General features: G+C 68.9%; 3 protein-coding genes. All 3 read left to right on the top strand.

The window, feature by feature from the left end; all coding sequences use genetic code 11:
* From ABL844_RS22175 to ABL844_RS22165, 3 genes are read left to right on the top strand one after another with little or no spacing between them, the layout of a single operon-like run.
* A complete protein-coding gene (locus ABL844_RS22175; RefSeq protein ID WP_418128934.1) occupies positions 1–5,781 on the top strand; it encodes an amino acid adenylation domain-containing protein in 5,781 nt (1,926 codons plus the stop codon).
* Positions 5,778–8,864: a non-ribosomal peptide synthetase gene (locus ABL844_RS22170; protein WP_418128933.1), complete on the top strand. Its 3,087-nt coding sequence runs from the start codon at positions 5,778–5,780 to the stop codon at positions 8,862–8,864. The genes ABL844_RS22175 and ABL844_RS22170 overlap by 4 nt, the downstream gene beginning before the upstream one ends.
* Positions 8,865–8,880: 16 nt before the next feature.
* Positions 8,881–18,435 carry an amino acid adenylation domain-containing protein gene (locus ABL844_RS22165; protein WP_418128932.1) on the top strand — a complete coding sequence of 3,185 codons (9,555 nt, stop codon included), beginning with the start codon at positions 8,881–8,883 and terminating at the stop codon, positions 18,433–18,435.
* The last annotated feature ends 20 nt before the right edge of the window (positions 18,436–18,455 follow it).

Genomic DNA, 18,455 nt, shown 5'->3' with positions numbered 1-18,455 from the left:
ATGTCCGAACTTCGAGATATCGCCGCACGCCGCGCCGGCCTGACTGCCGAACAACGCGCGAGGTTGGCCCGGCGGCTTCGCGGCGCGGCGGCGTCGGAGCCGGTACAGGGCGCATTCACCATCGCGCCGATCGCACGGCCCGACAACAGGGCAGCGCTTTCGTTCGCGCAGCAGCGGCAATGGTTCCTGTGGCAGCTCGACCCCGAGAGCACGGCTTACCACGTGAGCGGCGGCCTCGTACTGGAAGGGCAACTCGATGTCGAAGCCTTGCGCGCCGGCATTGAAGCGCTCGTGGCCCGCCATGAATCGCTGCGTACGCTGTTCGAGGAGGGCAGCGACGGCGTGGTGCAACAGCTCATCTTGCCGCCACGGCGCCTCGAACTGCCCTGCATCGACCTGTGCAGCCTCCCACTCCATGAGCGCGCGATGCGGCTCGACGCCGAGACACGTGCGGTCTGCGATGCGCCTTTCGATCTGGCGTGCGGCCCGTTGTTTCGCGCGGTGTTGATCAGGCTGGACGAGCGAGACCATCGGCTCGTTGTCGTGATGCACCACATCATTTCGGACGGCTGGTCGATCCAGCTGATCCTCGACGAGCTGGCGGTGCTGTATCGCTCACGTGCATTGGGCTGCGACGCGGAACTGCCGGAGCTGCCGGTGCAATACGCCGACTACGCGGCCTGGCAGCGGCGCTGGCTCGAAGAGGGCGAGGGCGAACGCCAGTTGACGTGGTGGCGGCAGCACCTGGGAGAAGACCACCCCGTGCTGGCGCTGAGCACCGATCACCCGCGTCGGGGCGACGGCCGCTATTCGGCCGCGCGGTACGACTTCGAACTCCCTGCCGACCTCCTGCCGGCCCTCAAGCGGCAGGCCCAGGCGCAGGGTGCGACGCTGTTCATGGCATTGCTCGCAGCCTTCAACGTGGTGCTGTTCCGCCACGCGGGCCAGCCCGTGCTTCGCGTGGGCGTGCCCATTGCCAACCGCAATCGGACCGAGACGGCCGCGGTGGTCGGCTTCTTCGTCAACACGCAGGTGCTGCCCGCTACGCTCGATCCACGCATGACGCTGGCCGACGTGCTGTCGCAAAGCCGCGACACGGCCATCGGCGCGCAGTCGAACCAGGACTTGCCATTCGAACAACTGGTCGAGGCGCTGCGGCCCGACCGCGCCCCGGGAATCAATCCGTTGTTCCAGGTGATGTTCAATCACCTGAGGCAAGACCATCGTTCGCTCGCGCAGTGGCCGGCACTTTCGGTCCGGCGCATGCATCTGCAAGAGCAGGCAGTGCAGTTCGAGCTGATGCTGCAGACCTGCGAGAACGAACGCGGCGAGGTCGAAGCCTGCTTCAACTACGCGCCGGAGCTGTTCGATGCGCAGACGATGGAGCGCATGGCGGGGCACTGGCTGTCGGTGCTTTCTGCGCTCGCGCTGCAGCCGGGGCAGTCGATCGCGGAGGTGGCGCTGATGGGGCGCGACGAGTGCGCGCAGCTCGATAGTTGGAGCATCAACGCGCAGACGCACGGCGCTCCGGAGCCCGTGCATCGGCTGATCGAGCGCCAGGCGCGGCAGCAGCCTTTTGCGCCCGCACTGGTCTTCGGTGAAGAAACGCTCGGCTATGCCGAAGTCAACCGCCGGGCCAACCGCCTCGCGCACTGGCTGATCGGCCAGGGTGTGCGCCCCGACACGCCGGTCGGCGTGGCATTGCAGCGCAGCACCGGGCTGGTGATCGCGCTGCTCGCGATCATGAAGGCGGGCGGCGCTTATGTGCCGCTGGACCCCGAGCACCCTGCCGACCGCATCGCGTACATGGTGGAAGACAGCGCGCTCGAACTGGTGCTCACGAACAGTGGCGTGCAGCAGCGCCTGCCAGTGAAGGACGGCGTTCGCCTCGTGGCGCTCGACGCCATCGACGTTGCCGACCTGCCGACGGAAGACCCCGGCGTGCCGCTGGCCGGCGAGAACCTTGCCTACGTGATCTACACCTCCGGCTCGACCGGCAAGCCCAAGGGCGCCGCCAACCGGCACGACGCGCTGCACAACCGCCTGGAGTGGATGCAGCAGGCCTACGGTCTCGGGCCTGGCGACACGGTGCTGCAGAAGACGCCGTTCAGCTTCGACGTGTCGGTCTGGGAATTCTTCTGGCCGCTGATGTACGGCGCGCGGCTCGCCGTGGCCGCGCCGGGCGACCACCGCGATCCGGCGCGGCTGGTGGAGCTGATTCGACAGTACGGCGTGAGTACGCTGCATTTCGTGCCTTCGATGTTGCAGGCTTTCCTGTCGCAGCCCGACGTCGAGACCTGCACGAGCCTGAGGCGCATCGTCTGCAGCGGCGAGGCGTTGCCGGCCGAGGCGCAGAACGAGGTGTTCCGCCGGTTGCCCCGTGCAGCGCTCTACAACCTCTATGGGCCCACCGAGGCCGCGATCGACGTCACGCACTGGACTTGCAGTGACGACGGGCGCAGCCAGGTCGCCATCGGCCAGCCGATTTCCGGCGTGCAGGCGCACGTGCTCGACGCCTCCCTGAATCGCGTGCCCTTGGGCGTGGCGGGCGAGCTTTACCTGGGCGGTATCGGCCTGGCGCGAGGCTATGCGAAGCGCCCGGGGCTGACGGCCGAGCGCTTCATCGCCGACCCCTTCGACCATTCCGGCGGCGGCCGGCTCTATCGCACGGGCGACCTCGTGCGCTGGAATCGCGAAGGCCAGCTCGACTATCTCGGGCGCCTCGACCACCAGGTGAAGATCCGCGGCCTGCGCATCGAACTCGGCGAGATCGAAGCGCAGTTGCTCTCGCATCCGCGCGTGCGCGAGGCCGTGGTGGTCGTGCAGCAGGGCAGCGGGGGGCCGAGGCTTGCGGGCTATGTCTCGCTGCATGCGGGGCTGGAGGTGGCGCCCGCGGAGTTGCGCGAATGGCTCGGCCGCGAGCTGCCGGAGTACATGGTGCCCGCGTTGCTCATGACGCTGGAGTGCCTTCCGCTCAACGCCAATGGAAAGATAGACCGCAAGGCACTGCCGCAGGTGCAGACGGCCGATTCCGGCGGGTTCGAAGCGCCCGAGGGCGCCCGCGAAACGATGCTCGCCGGGCTGTGGCGTGAATTGCTTGGCGTGCGGGAAGTCGGCCGCCAGGCGAATTTCTTCGAAAGCGGCGGCCATTCCCTGATGGCGGCGCAGCTCGTCTCGCGGCTGCGAGCGAGTCACGGATTGCAGTTGCCGCTGCGCGAGGTGTTCGAGCATCCGGTTCTGCGCAGCATGGCGCTGAGGTTGCGCGGTGACGATGCGACTGTCGGCAGCGCGATGCCCGTGCCGGCTTTGGTGCCGGTGGCTCGCGCCGCACGGATGGGGCTGTCTCCGATGCAGCACCGCCTCTGGCTCGTCGACCGGCTGGCCAACGCCGACGCGCGCGCGGCCTACAACATGGCGGCTGCGTTGCGCTTCGAGGGGCCGCTCGACATCGACACGCTGCGGCGCGCGCTCGAAACCATCGTGTCGCGGCACGAAGCGCTGCGCACCGTCTACCCGGAGAACGACCAGGGCGATCCCGTGGCGTCGATCACCCCGGCGGGCGTGTTCGATCTGCCGTGGAGCGACGTCTCGCCGGTGCTGCCGGAAGACGAGGCGTCGTGCATCGACCGCGCGCTGGACGCAATGGCCGCGCAGCCTTTCGACCTGTCCTCGGGGCCGCCTTTGCGCGCCGCGCTGCTGCGTCTTGGCGAGGCGCGGCATGCATTGCTGCTGTGCGTTCATCACATCGCCTTCGATGGTTGGTCGCAAGCCATCTTTGCGAGCGAGTTCGCTGCAGCCTACGAGGCCCTGCGGACCGACAGTGCATCGACCCTGCCGCCGCTGCGCGTGCAGTACGCCGACTACGCGGCATGGCAGGTCAGGCAGCTCGACGCGGCCCGCGAACAGGACGCGGCATTCTGGAAGCACTACCTGGCCAATGCGCCGCTGCACACCCGCTTCCCAGTCGACTCCGGTTTGCCGCCGGCGTCTACGCGTACTGCCGGCAGTGTTCGCGTGCCGGTCGAGCGCGCCTTGGTCAGCAAACTCGCGCCGCTGGCCAGTGGCGGCAAGACTTCCATGTTCACCTTGATGCTGACGGCCTTCCTGATGCTGCTGCACCGCGAGACCGATGCGGACGACGTGGTTGTTGGTACGGACGTCGCGGGACGCGATCACCCCGAGCTCGAAAAGCTGATCGGCTTCTTCGTCAATGTGGTGCCGCTGCGTTCGCGGCGGCATGTGGCAGCGAGCTTCGCGCAGTGGCTGGCGCAGGTGCACGACACCACCCAATCGGCTTTGGCGCATGCGGCGGTTCCGCTCGATCGCATCCTCGAGGCCGCCGGCGTGCCGCGCTCGCACGGCGGGCCGGTGCGCCTCCTGTTCGTCATGCAGAACACGCCCGCCAGCCATTTCGAGATTCCCGGCCTGCGCATCGACGTGCTGCCGCAGCGGGTGCGGCAGGCCAAGTTCGACATCGCCGTGTTCGTCCACGAGGGCGCGGGCGACTGGAGTGTCGAGTGGATCTACGACGCCGGCCTGTACCGCCCCGAGTCGATCGGGCAGTGGGCGGCCCGCTGGTGCGAGTTGCTGCGGCAACTGGCCATTTCTCCCGACACCGCGGTCGAGCAACTCTTTTCATCACCTGATCGCAAGGAATTCCCAATGAATCCGATGCCGTCGCCCCAGCTCGGCAAGCTGGACAAGCTCAAGAAGTTCGCGGCCAAGTCGCCAGCCGCCGCAGAGGCTGCTGCACCGGCAGCCGGACTTGCGACCGCCGTGCAACGCTCGCAGGTCAAGACCTCGTTTCTTTCCGAAGACCGCGAGTTCCCGCTGGTCATCGAGCCCGCGGGCAGCGGCTTCGATGCAATGGCCTGGGTACGAGAACACCGCGGCTTCGTCGACGACGCACTGGCCCGCCACGGCGGGCTGCTGTTCCGCAACTTCGGCCTGGCGACCCCGCAGGACTTCGAGGCCTTTGCCGAGAACGTCGAGCCCGAGCTGTACGGTAGCTATGGCGACCTGCCGAAGAAAGAGGGCGGTCGCCGCACCTACCGCTCCACGCCTTATCCCGAGCGGCAGATGATCCTGTACCACAACGAGAGCTCGCACATGGAGCGCTGGCCGCGCAAGCAGTGGTTCTACTGCGAGCTGCCGTCGCGCGTGGGCGGCGCAACGCCCATCGTCGATTGCCGCGAGATGCTGCGCCGCCTGCCGGCCCCCATCGTCGAGGCCTTCGAGCGCAAGGCGCTGATCTACGTTCGTACCTTCACGCCGCACCTGGACGTGAGCTGGCGCGACTTCTTCAAGACCGACCAGCGTGCCGAGGTCGAGGCGCGGCTGGCCGCCGGCGGCATCGAATGGCGCTGGCTCGACGCGGACACGCTGCAGACCTGCACCCATTGCCCCGCGGTCATGACGCATCCGTTGACCGGCGAGCGCGTGTTCTTCAACCAGGTGCAGCTGCATCACCCCGCCTGCCTGGAGCCCGACGTGCGCGAGGACCTGCTGGCGCTGGTCAGCGCCGACCGAATGCCGCGCCATGTCTGCTACGGCGACGGCTCGCCGATCGACGACGAGACCATGGCCATCGTCGGCCGCACCTACGAAGAATGCGCCGTGCGCTTCGACTGGCGCAAGGGCGACGTGGTGATGCTCGACAACATGCTCGCGGCCCATGCGCGTGATCCGTACGAGGGACCCCGGAAGATCGTCGTGGCCATGGGCGCGATGTTCGAGCGCGCCGAGCTGCGCGAAGCCGAGTCCGACGAGGTGAGCGCATGACGATGGAAGACCGGATCGAAACGCTCGGCGAGCCCCTCGCACTCAGCCCGGAGCAATGCGCCGTTCTTGCCATGCAAAAGGGCAGCGGCCTCCAAGCGCTCGTGATGTCGGCAGAGATTGACGGCGAGATCGACGCGGCGCGCCTTCGCCGCGTTGCCGCCGATGTATTGCAGGCCCACGAAGCCCTGAGGCTTGTCATTCATGAAGCCGCCGACGTGGCCGACTGGCGCCAGCAGGTGCGTGCCGGGCTGCCCGTGAGCAGCTGGCAGGCCGATGCGCCAGGGGCGCTGCGCCAGGGCGAAATGATTCAGCTGGCAATCGCTCGGCTGGATGCTGCGCGCCATCGCCTGACGCTGTCCGCGCATCCGCTGGCGGCCGATGCAGGCAGTCTCTCGACGCTGTTTGCGCGCATCGTCGCTGCATGGCGCGGCTCGCCTGCCGATGCGGAAGCGCCTTTCCAGTACACGCAGTTCTCGGCATGGCGGCGCGAACTGGCGCAGGACGAGGATGCGGTTCAAGGCCAGGCGTACTGGACGGAGCACATCCGCAGTTTCGGATCGTCGGAGGCACCTTCCGCGCCGCGCCTGGCGTTGCGGCAAGGTGGGGCCACGGCGTCTTCAGCGCGCCGCGTCGCGACGAGGCGCGTGGACACCGGCCTGTTCGCGCGCATCGGCGCAGTGGCCGCCGCGCACGGGGTGCCTGTCGGCAGCCTGCTGCAGGCCGCTTGGTGGGTGCTCGTCGCGCGGCACACGGGCTTTACCCGTTTCGTGGGTGGATGGCAGCACGATTGCCGTCGCGACTATGAGCTGATGCAGGGCGCTGTCGGTGTTTTCGAAAAGGTATTGCCGGTGCATGTCGAAGTCGCGGCGGACGAGCCCTTCTCTGCCTGGCTCGGGCGCTTTCATGCAATGGCCCGTGCGCATGTCGAGGCGCAGGAGTACTGGGCACTCGATGGCACCATGGGGCTGGCACAGCTCGAAACCGGCTTCGTGCTCACCGAGTCCGTTGCGCTGGGTGATGCGGCCGACGCGTGGCGCGTCGCGCAGCGCCCCGGCCCGCTTTCGTGCTTCGAACTCGTGCTGGAAGCCGAATGCGCGGACGAGTACGCCGAACTGTTCCTTCATGCGGATGCCAGCCGCTATGGGCAGGCGGCACTGGAGGCCCTGCTGCGGCAGTTCACGTGTCTGTTGCAAGGCGTAGCGGTCAGTCCGCAGACCCTCGCGAAAGACCTGCCGCTGGTCGCCGCACAGGAACGTGAAATGCTGTTGAGTCTCGAAGGCGAGCGTCTCGATGTCGGCACGCAGGGTGTTGCCGACCGCATCGCGCATTGGGCACGCACCACGCCCGATGCTCCGGCGGTCGAGGAGGGTGATCGGTGCCTGAGCTATGCGGCGCTCGACGTGCGCATCAATCGCATGGCGCGCTGGATGCAGGCGCAGGGCGTGACCCATGGCGCGGTGGTCGCACTGGCGCTGCCGCGCTCGATCGACCTGCTGGTCGCGATGTTCGCCGCCTGGCGCGCGGGCGCGGGCTACCTGCCCATCGAACCCGAATGGCCGCAGGCGCGCCGGGCGATGGTGCTGGCCGACGCCCGGCCGGCCCTGCTGGTGCAGGTGGCGCCCGTGCAGGGCATGCAGGCTCCGGGCTTGCGCGTCGCGTCGACGACGGACATCGACCTGGCCGCTTTCGATGTCGGCCCGCCCGACGTGCAGGCCGCCCCTCAGGACCTGGCCTATGTGCTCTACACCTCGGGCTCGACCGGCCGCCCCAAGGGCGTGGCGATCGAGCAGGGGCAACTGCTCAACTACGTCGCGGCCGCTTCCCGCGCGATGCGGCTCGAGGGCTACCGGCGCTGGGCGCTGACCAGCTCGGTGGCGGCCGACCTCGGCAACACCGCGCTGTTCGGCGCTTTCTTCAATGGCGCCTGCCTGGTGGTCGCCGACACGCAGGCCACGCATGATGCCGCGGCCTTCACGCGTTTCATGGCTGCGCACCGGATCGACGCGCTCAAGATCGTGCCCTCGCACCTCGAAGCGCTGCTGGAGGCCGAAAAGCCGGTGCTTCCGGTCCTGCTCGTGCTCGGCGGCGAATCGGCATCGCGCCTGCTGCTGGAGCGCATCGCGCGCCTGGCGCCCTCGTGTGTCGTCTACAACCACTACGGGCCGACCGAAACCACGGTCGGCGTGATGGTGCACAAGCTCGACATCGCCGCGGCGCTTCCGGACGCGGCGCCGCTGTCCCGTGTGCTGGCCAACAACCGCGTGCGCGTGCTCGATGCATCGCAACGGCTCGTGCCCCTCGGGGTGCAGGGCGAGCTTCATGTGGGCGGCGCGCAACTGTGCCGTGGTTACCTTGGCCGGCCGGCGCAGGAGGTCTTCATCGACGATCCCTTCCTGCCGGGCGAGCGGCTCTATCGAACCGGAGACCTGGCCTGCGTGCTGCCCGATGGAACGCTGCGCATCGCCGGCCGCGCGGACCATCAACTGAAGGTGCGGGGCTTCCGCGTCGAGCCCGGCGAGATAGAGGCCGTGCTGCTGGCGCAGGAAGGCGTGCGGCAGGCCGTCGTGATGCCGGTCGCAGCGCCCGTGGGCGGCGTGGAACTGGTGGCCTACGTGGTCGGCAATGTGCACGCGCTTCGCGACCGCCTGGGCGCGCTGCTGCCGGGGCACATGGTGCCATCCCGCTGCATCGAGGTGGCGGCCTTCCCGCGCCTTGCCAACGGCAAGGTCGACCGTCTCGCCCTGGCCGCCGCCGCGCCTGCGCCGGAAGCAACGAAAACCGACCAACCACCCCGCGATGCGCTGCAGTACCTGCTCGCCAGCGGCATGGCCGAGCTGCTCGGCCGGCCGTCCATCGGTGTCGACGACGACTTTTTCGAACTCGGCGCGCACTCGCTGCTGGTCATCAAGCTGGCTGCGCGCATCCGACGGCTGCTGCGAGTCGACATCGCGCCGGGCTTGGTGTTCGACCACCCCAGCGTGTCCACGCTGGCCGAGGCCGTGCGCAGCGCCAGCGCCGACCGCGCGCAGACCGAGCGACTGGCCGACGCCTGGCGCCTCGCCAGCGAGGCTGCCGTCTCTTGAACAGGAAAACCGCTTGATGAACGAGATGAAGAAGATGCCCGCCGGCACCGATCCGGATGCGATCGTCGCGTGCACGGAGGCCGGGGAGGCGGTGCCGATGTCCTTCGCGCAGCAGCAGCTCTGGTTCCTGCAGAACCTCGAGCCGCAGCTCACGGCCTACAACCTTCCACGTGTGTTCCGCCTGACGGGCCCGCTGGACGACGACGCGCTGGAGCGCGCGTTCCAGGCGCTGGTCGAACGCCATGCGGTGTTGCGCACTCACTTCTTCAGCCGCGACGGTGCGGCCCTACAACAGGTGCAGGACCACGCGCCCTTCCGGATCGAGCGCACGGACCTGCGAGCCGAGGCGCCCGCGTCGCGCGAAGCCAGGCTCGACGAAGCCGTGCGGCGCACGGTGTCGCATGTCTTCGATCTCGGCGTGGCACCCGCCCTCGTGGCCCGGCTGGTACGGCTCGGCGAGCAGGAGCACGTGCTGGCGATCTGCCTGCACCACATCGCCTCCGATGCCTGGTCGAATCCGATCCTGGCCGGCGACCTGGCCGAGGCCTACGGTGCCGCGCTGCGTGCGCCGGGCGCGGTGCGGCTGCCGTCACTGCCGCTGCAGTACGCGGACTATGCGCAGTGGCAGCGCGCCCGCGAAGCCGGCGGCGGCATGCAGAGGGACCTGGACCACTGGAATGCGCACCTGGGCACCGAGGTGCCCGCGCTCGACCTGCCGACCGATCACCCGCGCCCGGAGCGCCTGGGCTTCGACGGCGCGGTGACGCACTTCGATCTCGACGGCCCGCTTTGCGAGGCGCTGCTGAAGCTCTGCCGCGCCGAGCGCAGCACGCCGTTCGTGATGCTGTTCGCCGCGTGGCAGGTGCTGCTGGCGCGCTACAGCGGCCAGTACGACTTTGCCGTGGGTGTGCCTTCGGCGGGACGGCATCGCGAGGAACTGCACGGCCTGATGGGGTTCTTCGTCACGACGCAGGTCTTTCGTGCGCGCCTGACGCCGCGCATGCCGCTGCGGGACGTCTGCCGCCAGGTGCGCGCCGACGTGCTTGCCGCGCTCGCCCATGCCGACCTGCCGTTCGACGTTTTGCTTGCGAGCCGGAACGATCGCCGGGAAGCGGGCCGCAGCCCGTTGTTCCAGGTCATGTTCAGCCTTCAGATGGATGACGGCAGCCAGGGGCCGACGTTCGAGGGGCTCGACGTCGAGCCCGTGATGGCGCCGCACCGCAGCGCGAAATTCGAGTTGTCGCTCGACATGACCATTGCGGGCGGCCGCGTGGGTGGGAGGCTCGAATACAACACGGCGCTCTATGGCCACGAAACCATCGAACGCCTGTCGCGTGCCTATGTCGAGGTGCTGCGGCAGATGGCGGCCGACATCGAGTGCCCGAGCGGCAACTTCGCGCTGTCGGATGCTTCGGACCTGCAGCGCCTGAAGCAATGGGAGGGCGGCGCGCGCCAGCGCCACCACGTCGAGCCCATCCATCGCCTGTTCGAAGCCCAGGCCGCCGCGCGGCCCGGCGCCGCGGCGCTCGGTTTCGAGGGGCGGACGCTGGACTATGCCGAGTTGAATGCGCGCGCCAACCGCCTGGCGCATCACCTGGTCCGCTGCGGCGTGAAGCCCGAGACGCGCGTCGGCATCGCCGTGGAGCGTTCGGCCGAGATGGTGGTCGGGTTGCTTGCGATCCTGAAGGCTGGCGGCGCCTACGTGCCGCTCGACCCCGACTATCCGCGCGACCGCCTGGCCTACATGGTCGAGGACAGCGGCATCGCGCTGCTGCTCACGCAGAGCTTCGTGCAGGAAAGAATTCCCGTGAGCGAGACCCTGCGGGTACTGACGCTGGACATGCTGGACCTCTCGGGCGAACCTGCCCACGACCCCGGTGTAGCCGTCGCGCCCGGGAGCCTGGCCTATGTGATCTACACCTCGGGGTCGACCGGCCGGCCCAAGGGCGCGCAACTGAGTCATCGCAACGTGACGCGCCTGCTCGCCACCACCGATGGATGGTTCGGCTTCGGGCCCGGCGACGTGTGGACGATGTTCCATTCCTATGCCTTCGATTTCTCGGTGTGGGAGATCTTCGGTGCGCTGTGCACCGGCGGCAAGCTGGTGGTGGTTCCGTTCTGGGTCAGCCGTTCGCCGGAAGACTTCCTGTCGCTGCTGCGCGCGGAGCGCGTGACGGTGCTCAACCAGACCCCTTCGGCGTTCGGACAGCTCACGCGCCTGCCCGCGCTGGCCGAGGGCGGCCTGGCGTTGCGCTGCGTGATCTTCGGCGGCGAGGCGCTGGAGCCCGAGACGCTGAGGTCGTGGATGGACCGTTTCGGCGACGAAGCGCCCAGGCTGGTCAACATGTACGGCATCACCGAGACGACGGTTCACGTCACGTACCGCCCCATCACGCGAAGCGACCTCGATGGCGGGCGCAGTCCCATCGGCGTGCCGATTCCGGACCTCGGCTTGCGGGTGCTGGACGGCGAACTTAACGCCGCGCCGATCGGCGTTCCGGGCGAGCTGTACGTTGCGGGCGAAGGGCTCGCGCGTGGCTACCTGGGGCGCGCGGCGCTCACCTCCGAGCGATTCGTTGCGGACCCGTTCGACGTGCGCGGCGGCCGCCTTTACCGCACCGGCGACCTGGCGCGATGGAACGGCAAGGGCCAGCTGGAGTACCAGGGGCGCATCGACCACCAGGTGAAGGTGCGCGGGTTCCGCATCGAGCTGGGAGAGATCGAGGCGCAGCTGCTGGCCCAGCCGGAAGTGGGCGAGGCGATCGTGGTGGCAAAGGACGGCCCCGGCGGCGCCTGGCTGGCCGGCTACGTGTCGGCGAAGCCCGGGCAGGCGCTGGAGGTCGCGGGCCTGCGCGAACGGCTGGCACTGCAGTTGCCGGAGTACATGGTGCCCGGCGTCATCGTCGAGCTGCAGGCGCTGCCGTTGAATGCCAACGGCAAGGTCGACCGCAAGGCGCTGCCAGCGCCGGAAGTCGTGGCGAGCGCCGCGTACGAGGCTCCGCAGGGTATGTTCGAGGAGGCCCTGTCGGCCATCTGGGCGCAGGTGCTCGGCGTGGAGCGGGTGGGGCGCAACGACAACTTCTTCGAGCTGGGCGGCCATTCGTTGATGGCGCTCGGGCTGCTCGAGCGCATCCGCGAGCGAGGCTGGACGGTGCAGGTCCGCACCTTGTTCCAGTGGCCGCAGTTCGCGCGCTTCGCGCAGGCCGTGGAACAGGAGCAACTGCAGGCCCGGCGCGAAGTGGTCGTGCCGCCCAATGGCATTCCCGAAGGCTGCGAAGTCCTCCGGCCCGAGATGGTCACGCTCATGGCGCTCGATGCCGCTCAGCTGCGGCGCATCGAAGCGTCGGTGCCCGGTGGCGCGGCCAACATCCAGGACATCTATCCACTGGTGCCGTTGCAGGAAGGGATGCTCTTTCACCACCTGCTGCAGACCGAAGGCGATGCGTATGTCACGTCGAGTGTGCTGGGCTTCGACAGCCGCGAGCGGCTGGAGCAGTTCGTGGAGAACTTCAACGAAGTGATTGCCCGCCACGACATCCTGCGGACCGCCGTGCTGTGGGAAGAGCTGGCTGAACCTGTGCAGGTCGTATGCCGGCAGGCGTGGATACAGCTGCGGTGGCTCGACGAGATGGTGCCGCCCGAAGGTGCTCCGGCATCGCTGGATGCCGCGCAGCGGCTGGCGTTTCACGCAGCCCCTGGCCGCTACCGCATCGACGTGAGGCAGGCGCCGATGATCCATGCCGTTGCCGTGCACGACACCGTGGGGCAGCGCTGGCTCCTGCAGTTGCTCAACCACCACCTGGTGGACGACAACACCACGCTGAAGCTGGTGGTTGAAGAGATCGCGCTGATCCAGCAGGGCCGGCGCAACGAGCTGCCGGCGCCGGTGCCGTTCCGCCGCTTCGTGGCGCAGGCCAGGCTGGGCATGAGCCGGGCCGAGCACGAAGCCTTTTTTGCAAGGCTGCTGGGTGACGTGGAAGAGACCACAGCGCCGTTCGGCCTGCTCGACGTGCAGGGCGACGGCTCGCTGGCCGAAAGCCTGCGGCAGCCGCTGGAACCGGCGCTTGCCTTGCAGGTGAGGCAGCAGGCGCAGCGCCACGGCGTCAGCGCCGCAACGCTGTTTCATCTGGCGTGGGCACTGGTGGTGGCAAGAACCACGGGCCGGGATGACGTCGTGTTCGGCACCGTGCTGTTCGGCCGCATGCAGGGCGGTGAGCGGGCGCTGGGGCTGTTCATCAACACGCTGCCGCTGCGCGTGCGGCTGGGTGACCAGACCGTCGAGGAGTGCCTGCGGCAGACGCATGCGGCGCTCAGCGGGCTTCTGCATCACGAGCATGCCAGCCTCGCGCTGGCGCAGCGCTGCAGCGGGCTCGCCGGCGGCGCGCCGTTATTCACCGCGCTGCTCAACTGCCGCCATGCAACGCAGAGCCGAAGCGAACCGTCGGACGCATGGGCCGGTGTCGAGATGGTCGGCAGCCGCGAACGCAGCAACTACCCGCTGGCGATGTCGGTGGACGACATGGGCGAGGGATTCGACATCGGCGCGCAGGTGACGGCCACGGTCGGGGCGCGGCGCGTCTGCGGCTTCATGCAGGAGGCCGTGCGTGCGTTGGTGACGGCGCTGGCGGTGCGCCCGTCGCAGCGCATGTCCGAGCTCGACGTGATGACCGGGGATGAGAAAGCGCTGCTGCAGCAATGGGGCGTGAACCCCGCCGGCGCGCTGGAAGAGGCGGGCGCGGCTGGCAATGCGCAGACTGTCATCGGTGCCTTCGAGCGTCGTGCACGGACCCAGCCCGATGCCGTGGCGCTGCTCTTCGGCGAGCAGGTGCTGGGGTACGGCGCGCTGAACGAGCGCGCCAACAGGCTGTCGCACCGGTTGATCGCGCTGGGTGTGCGGCCCGAGACCAAGGTCGGGATCGCCGTGGAGCGCTCGGTCGAGATGATGGTCGGGCTGCTCGCGATCCTGAAGGCGGGCGCCGCCTACGTGCCGCTGGACCCGGAGTACCCGCAGCAGCGGCTGGCCTACATGCTCGAGGACAGCGGCGTCGCGCTGCTGCTGACGCAAGGCCGCATTCGCGCGCGCGCGCCCGGCACCGAGGGCTTGACGGTGCTGGAGATCGACACGCTCGACGTCGGCGGCGAGCCCGGGCACGACCCGCGCGTACCGCTGCATGGCGAGAACCTGGCGTATGTGATCTACACCTCGGGCTCGACCGGCAAGCCCAAGGGCGCGGCGGTGCGCCATGGTGCACTGTTCAGCTGCATGCGCTGGATGCAGGATACCTACCACCTCACGCAGGCCGACACGGTGCTGCACAAGGCGCCGTTCGGCTTCGATGTGTCCGTGTGGGAGATGTTCTGGCCGCTCACCACGGGCGCGCGGCTGGTGGTCGCCATGCCGGACGATCACCGCGACCCGGCCCGGCTGGTGGAGCTGATCCAGCGCCACCAGGTCACGACGCTGAACTTCGTGCCTTCGATGCTGCAGGCCTTTCTGGCGCACGACGGCATCGAGGCCAGCACGCGGCTGCGCCACATCATCTGCGGGGGCGAGGCCATGCCCGCGGCCACCCAGAAAGAGGCGCTGGAGCGGCTGCACGGCGCGAGCCTGCAGAACCTGTACGGCCCGACCGAGACGACCATCCACGTCACGCAGTGGACCTGCCGCAACGACGGGCAGAACCAGGTGCCGATCGGCCGGCCGATCTCCCAGACACAGGCCTACGTGCTGGACGCCGGGCTGAACCTGGTGCCGCAGGGCGTGGCCGGCGAGCTGTACCTGGGCGGCATCAGCCTGGCGCGTGGCTACCTGAACCGGCCGGGCCTGACGGCCGAGCGCTTCGTGGCGGATCCGTTCGACCCGCAGGGCGGTCGCCTGTACCGTACCGGCGACCTCGTGCGCTGGAGCGCGGAAGGACAGATCGAGTACCTGGGCCGCATTGATCACCAGGTGAAGATCCGCGGCCTGCGGATCGAACTGGGCGAGGTCGAGGCCCAGTTGCTGGCCCAGCCCGGCGTCCGCGAGACCGTGGTCGTGGCGCGGCAAGGGGAGGGCGGCACGCGGCTCGTGGGCTACGTCGGCGGCGGCGATGCCATCGACGTCGCGCAGCTCAGGGCTGCGCTGGGCCGGGCGCTGCCCGACTACATGGTGCCCGGCGCCATCGTGGTGATGGAGAAGCTGCCGCTGAATGCCAACGGCAAGATCGACCGCAAGGCGCTCCCCGAGCCGGAGCTCGCGGGCGCGGCAGATGCCTACGAGGCGCCCGAAGGCGACGTCGAAGCGGCGTTGGCGCGCTGCTGGAGCGAAGTGCTGGGCGTGGCGCGCGTGGGCCGCAACGACAATTTCTTCGAACTGGGCGGTGACTCCATCCTCAGCCTGCAGATCGTGGTGCGCATGCGCAAGGCGGGCTGGCGCATCACCCCGAGGCAGCTGTTCGAGCGGCAGACCGTGGCCCAGCTCGCGGCGGTGGCGGAAGCGCTGCAGGATGCGCCGCTCCGCCCGGTCAGCCAGCTCGATGGCGAGGTGCCGCTGCTGCCGATCCAGGCCGACTTCCTGGGCAAGGGCCTGCCCGTGCCCAGTCACTGGAACCAGGCCATCCTGCTGCAGCCTCGCCGCAGGATCGATCTGCCGGTGCTGCGTCGGGCGTTGGAGGCCGTGGTCGCGCACCACGATGTCTTCAGGCTGCGCTTCACGCTGGGCACCGGCGGCGAGTGGACCCAGCGGTACGAAGACATCGCGGCGAACCAGTTGCAGGAACTGCTTTGGGTGCGCAAGGCAAGGGACGCCGCTCATGTCGAGGCGCTGTGCGACGAGGCCCAGCGCAGCCTGGATATCGAGCGCGGCGCGCTCGTGCGCGCACTGGCAATCGAAGTCGAGGACGGCAGCCAGCGGCTGTTGCTGGCCATCAATCACCTGGCGATCGACGGCGTGTCGTGGCGCATCCTGCTCGAGGACCTCGGCGCCGCGTACGAAGCCGCTGCACAGGGCCTTGCCATCGTGCTTCCCGAGAAGACGAGCAGCTACAAGGACTGGGCGCTTGCGCTGCAGAGGCATGTATCGCAGCTGGGTTCCGACGCCACCGAGCTGGCGCATTGGCAGGCGCTGGCGGAAGTTCCCTCGCAGCTGCCTTGCGACCGCCCGCACGGTGCGGCCACCGTGGCCGAGCAGGCCGAAGTCGAGATGCGGCTGGACCGCGCCACGACCGACGCCCTGCTGAGGGAGGCGCCCGCCGCGTACCGCACGCAGGTCAACGACATCCTGCTGACGGCGCTCGGCCGCGCGCTGTGCGCGTGGAGCGGGCAGCCTCGCGTTCTCATCGATCTGGAAGGGCATGGGCGCGAAGACCTGTTCGAAGGCATCGACCTGACGCGCACGGTGGGTTGGTTCACCAGCGCGTACCCCGTGGTCCTGGCGCCGCTGGGAGAACCGGGTGAAGCGCTCAAGCGTGTGAAGGAGAGCCTGCGCGGCATTCCGGGCAAGGGACTGGGTTTCGGCCTGCTGCGCCAGCGAGACGCATCGCGCATGGCGGCGCTGCCCAAGGCGCAGGTGGTCTTCAACTACCTGGGACAGTTCGACGGCGGGTTCGACGAGCAGGCCCTTTGGGCTCCGGCCGCCGAGGGCATGGGCGTGACGGTGAACGAGGGCGCACCGCTCGGCCACGAGTTCCTGGTCAACGGGCAGGTGTATGCCGGCGAACTGGCCCTGCGCGTGATGTACAGCAAGGCACGCCATGACGCGGCCAGCGTTCGCAAATGGGTCGAGGCGTTCAAGCGGGAATTGCAGGCGCTCGTCGCGCACTGCACCGGCGGCCTTGCCGGGGCGCAAGGCGTGACGCCCAGCGACTTTCCGCTGGTGGCGTCAATGCCGATGCCCACGCTGGATGCGCTGGTGTCGCGGCTGCCCGTCGCCGCATCGGAGATCGAGAACGTCTATCCGCTCACCTCGGGTCAGCAGGGCATGCTTGTCGAATGCACGATTGCACCGGCCACCGAGGTGAATGTGGTCCAGACGCTGGTGCAGATGCAGGACCTCGATCTTGCGAGGCTGCGCGTGGCCTGGCAGGCCACGGTGGCGCGGCATGCCGTGCTCCGGACGGGCTTTCATTGGCTGCCCGACCACGAGCCGGTTCAGGTGGTGCTCCGGCAGGCGGAAGCGGCCATCGAATCGCTCGACTGGCGCGGCCGCCATGCCGACGAAGCCAGCCTGGAGGCTGCGTGGGAAGCGCTGTGCGAGAAGGAGCGCGTACGCGGCTTCGACATGGCGTGTCCGCCGCTGGCGCGCTGGACTGTGGTTCGGGTGGACGAGCAGGCCTGGCGCCTGGCGTGGACGTGGCATCACGCCCTGTTCGACGGCTGGAGCGGCTCCCGCGTCACCGGCGAGTTGTTCGCGTTCTATGCGGGCGAGCGCGTTTCGTCGCCGCTGCAGCCCTATGCGGATTTCGTCGGCGCCGTGCGTGCCGCCCGCGATGCTGGCCCCGCCGAGGCCGCCTACTGGCGTGGCCGCTACGAGGACATCGGCCGCGCACCGACGCTTCTGTCTGATGTCCCTATGCAGCGGTGGTCGCGGCACGGATGCAGCAGCACCAAGACACGGCTCGGCGCGGACACCGTGCGGGCGTTGCGTGCGATGGCCCAGGCCGAGCAGGTGACCATGAACACCGTGATGCAGGCCGCCTGGAGCCTGCTGCTGATGCAGTGCACGGGGCGCGCGCAAGCCTGCTTCGGCGTGACCATGTCCGGCCGTTCGCTGGAGATGCGCGGCATCGACGACGTGGTGGGCCTGTGCATGAACAGCCTGCCGCTGATGCTCCGCCCGGAGCCTGCACTGGGCGTGGGCGCGTGGCTGAGGCAGATCGTGTCGGCCAACCTCGCGCTGCGCCAGCGCGAGCATGCGTCGCTGCCAGCCATTCAGGGCTGGCTTGGCCAGCCGGGGCAGCCGCTGTACGACACGCTGGTGATCTTCGAGAACTACCCTGTCGACGAAGCGGTGGCGCGCGGCGCGGGCGCCAGGCTGGGCATCCGTGCCTCGTCGGACCGCGGGATCCTTGGCGTGCCGCTGCTGCTGATCGTCGAGACCAAGGGCGACGAACTGCTGCTGACGCTGGAGTACGCGCGCGATGTGTTCGACGCCGACGGCATGGTTGCGCTGGCCGGACGGATGCGTGACGCCGTCGAGGCGCTGCTGCAAGGTGTGGGCGGCACGGTGGCATCGCTGCAGGCAGCGTTGCCTTCGCCCCGCGTCGAGGTTTTGAAGTCTCCTGTGCCCGGCATCGCCAATTTGGTTGCCGACTCCGCTGCTTCCGTGAACGTGGAAGCCGCCGAGCCGCTGGCGTCGATGCGTGAGCTTTGGCAAGGCCTGCTCGCGGCGGCTGGCCAAGGGGGTATCGCCGCGTCGTTGCCGCGCGAAGTGAACTTCTTCGAACTGGGTGGCGATTCACTGCTCGCTGCGCGGCTCGTGCTGCAATGGAACGAGCATGCGGCGCGGACGGCGCTTCCTGTGCGGAAGATGCGGCTGGCCGACGTGTTCGAGCATCCCGCGATGGGAGAGCTGGTAGCGGCGCTTCACGCCTGAACGCCGGGGCGCGGATGAAA

Origin of the sequence: Variovorax sp. 278MFTsu5.1, assembly GCF_048305045.1 — a bacterium.
In the GTDB taxonomy this organism is placed as follows: Bacteria; Pseudomonadota; Gammaproteobacteria; order Burkholderiales; family Burkholderiaceae_C; genus Variovorax; species Variovorax guangxiensis.
This window is presented reverse-complemented; position numbering and strand designations above follow the sequence as displayed.

Bases quoted from the DNA above. Each gene is read 5' to 3' on its own strand.
- ABL844_RS22175 (WP_418128934.1), top strand. From the start codon at position 1: ATGTCCGAACTTCGAGATATCGCCGCACGCCGCGCCGGCCTGACTGCC.
- ABL844_RS22165 (WP_418128932.1), top strand. From the start codon at position 8,881: ATGAACGAGATGAAGAAGATGCCCGCCGGCACCGATCCGGATGCGATC.
- ABL844_RS22170 (WP_418128933.1), top strand. From the start codon at position 5,778: ATGACGATGGAAGACCGGATCGAAACGCTCGGCGAGCCCCTCGCACTC.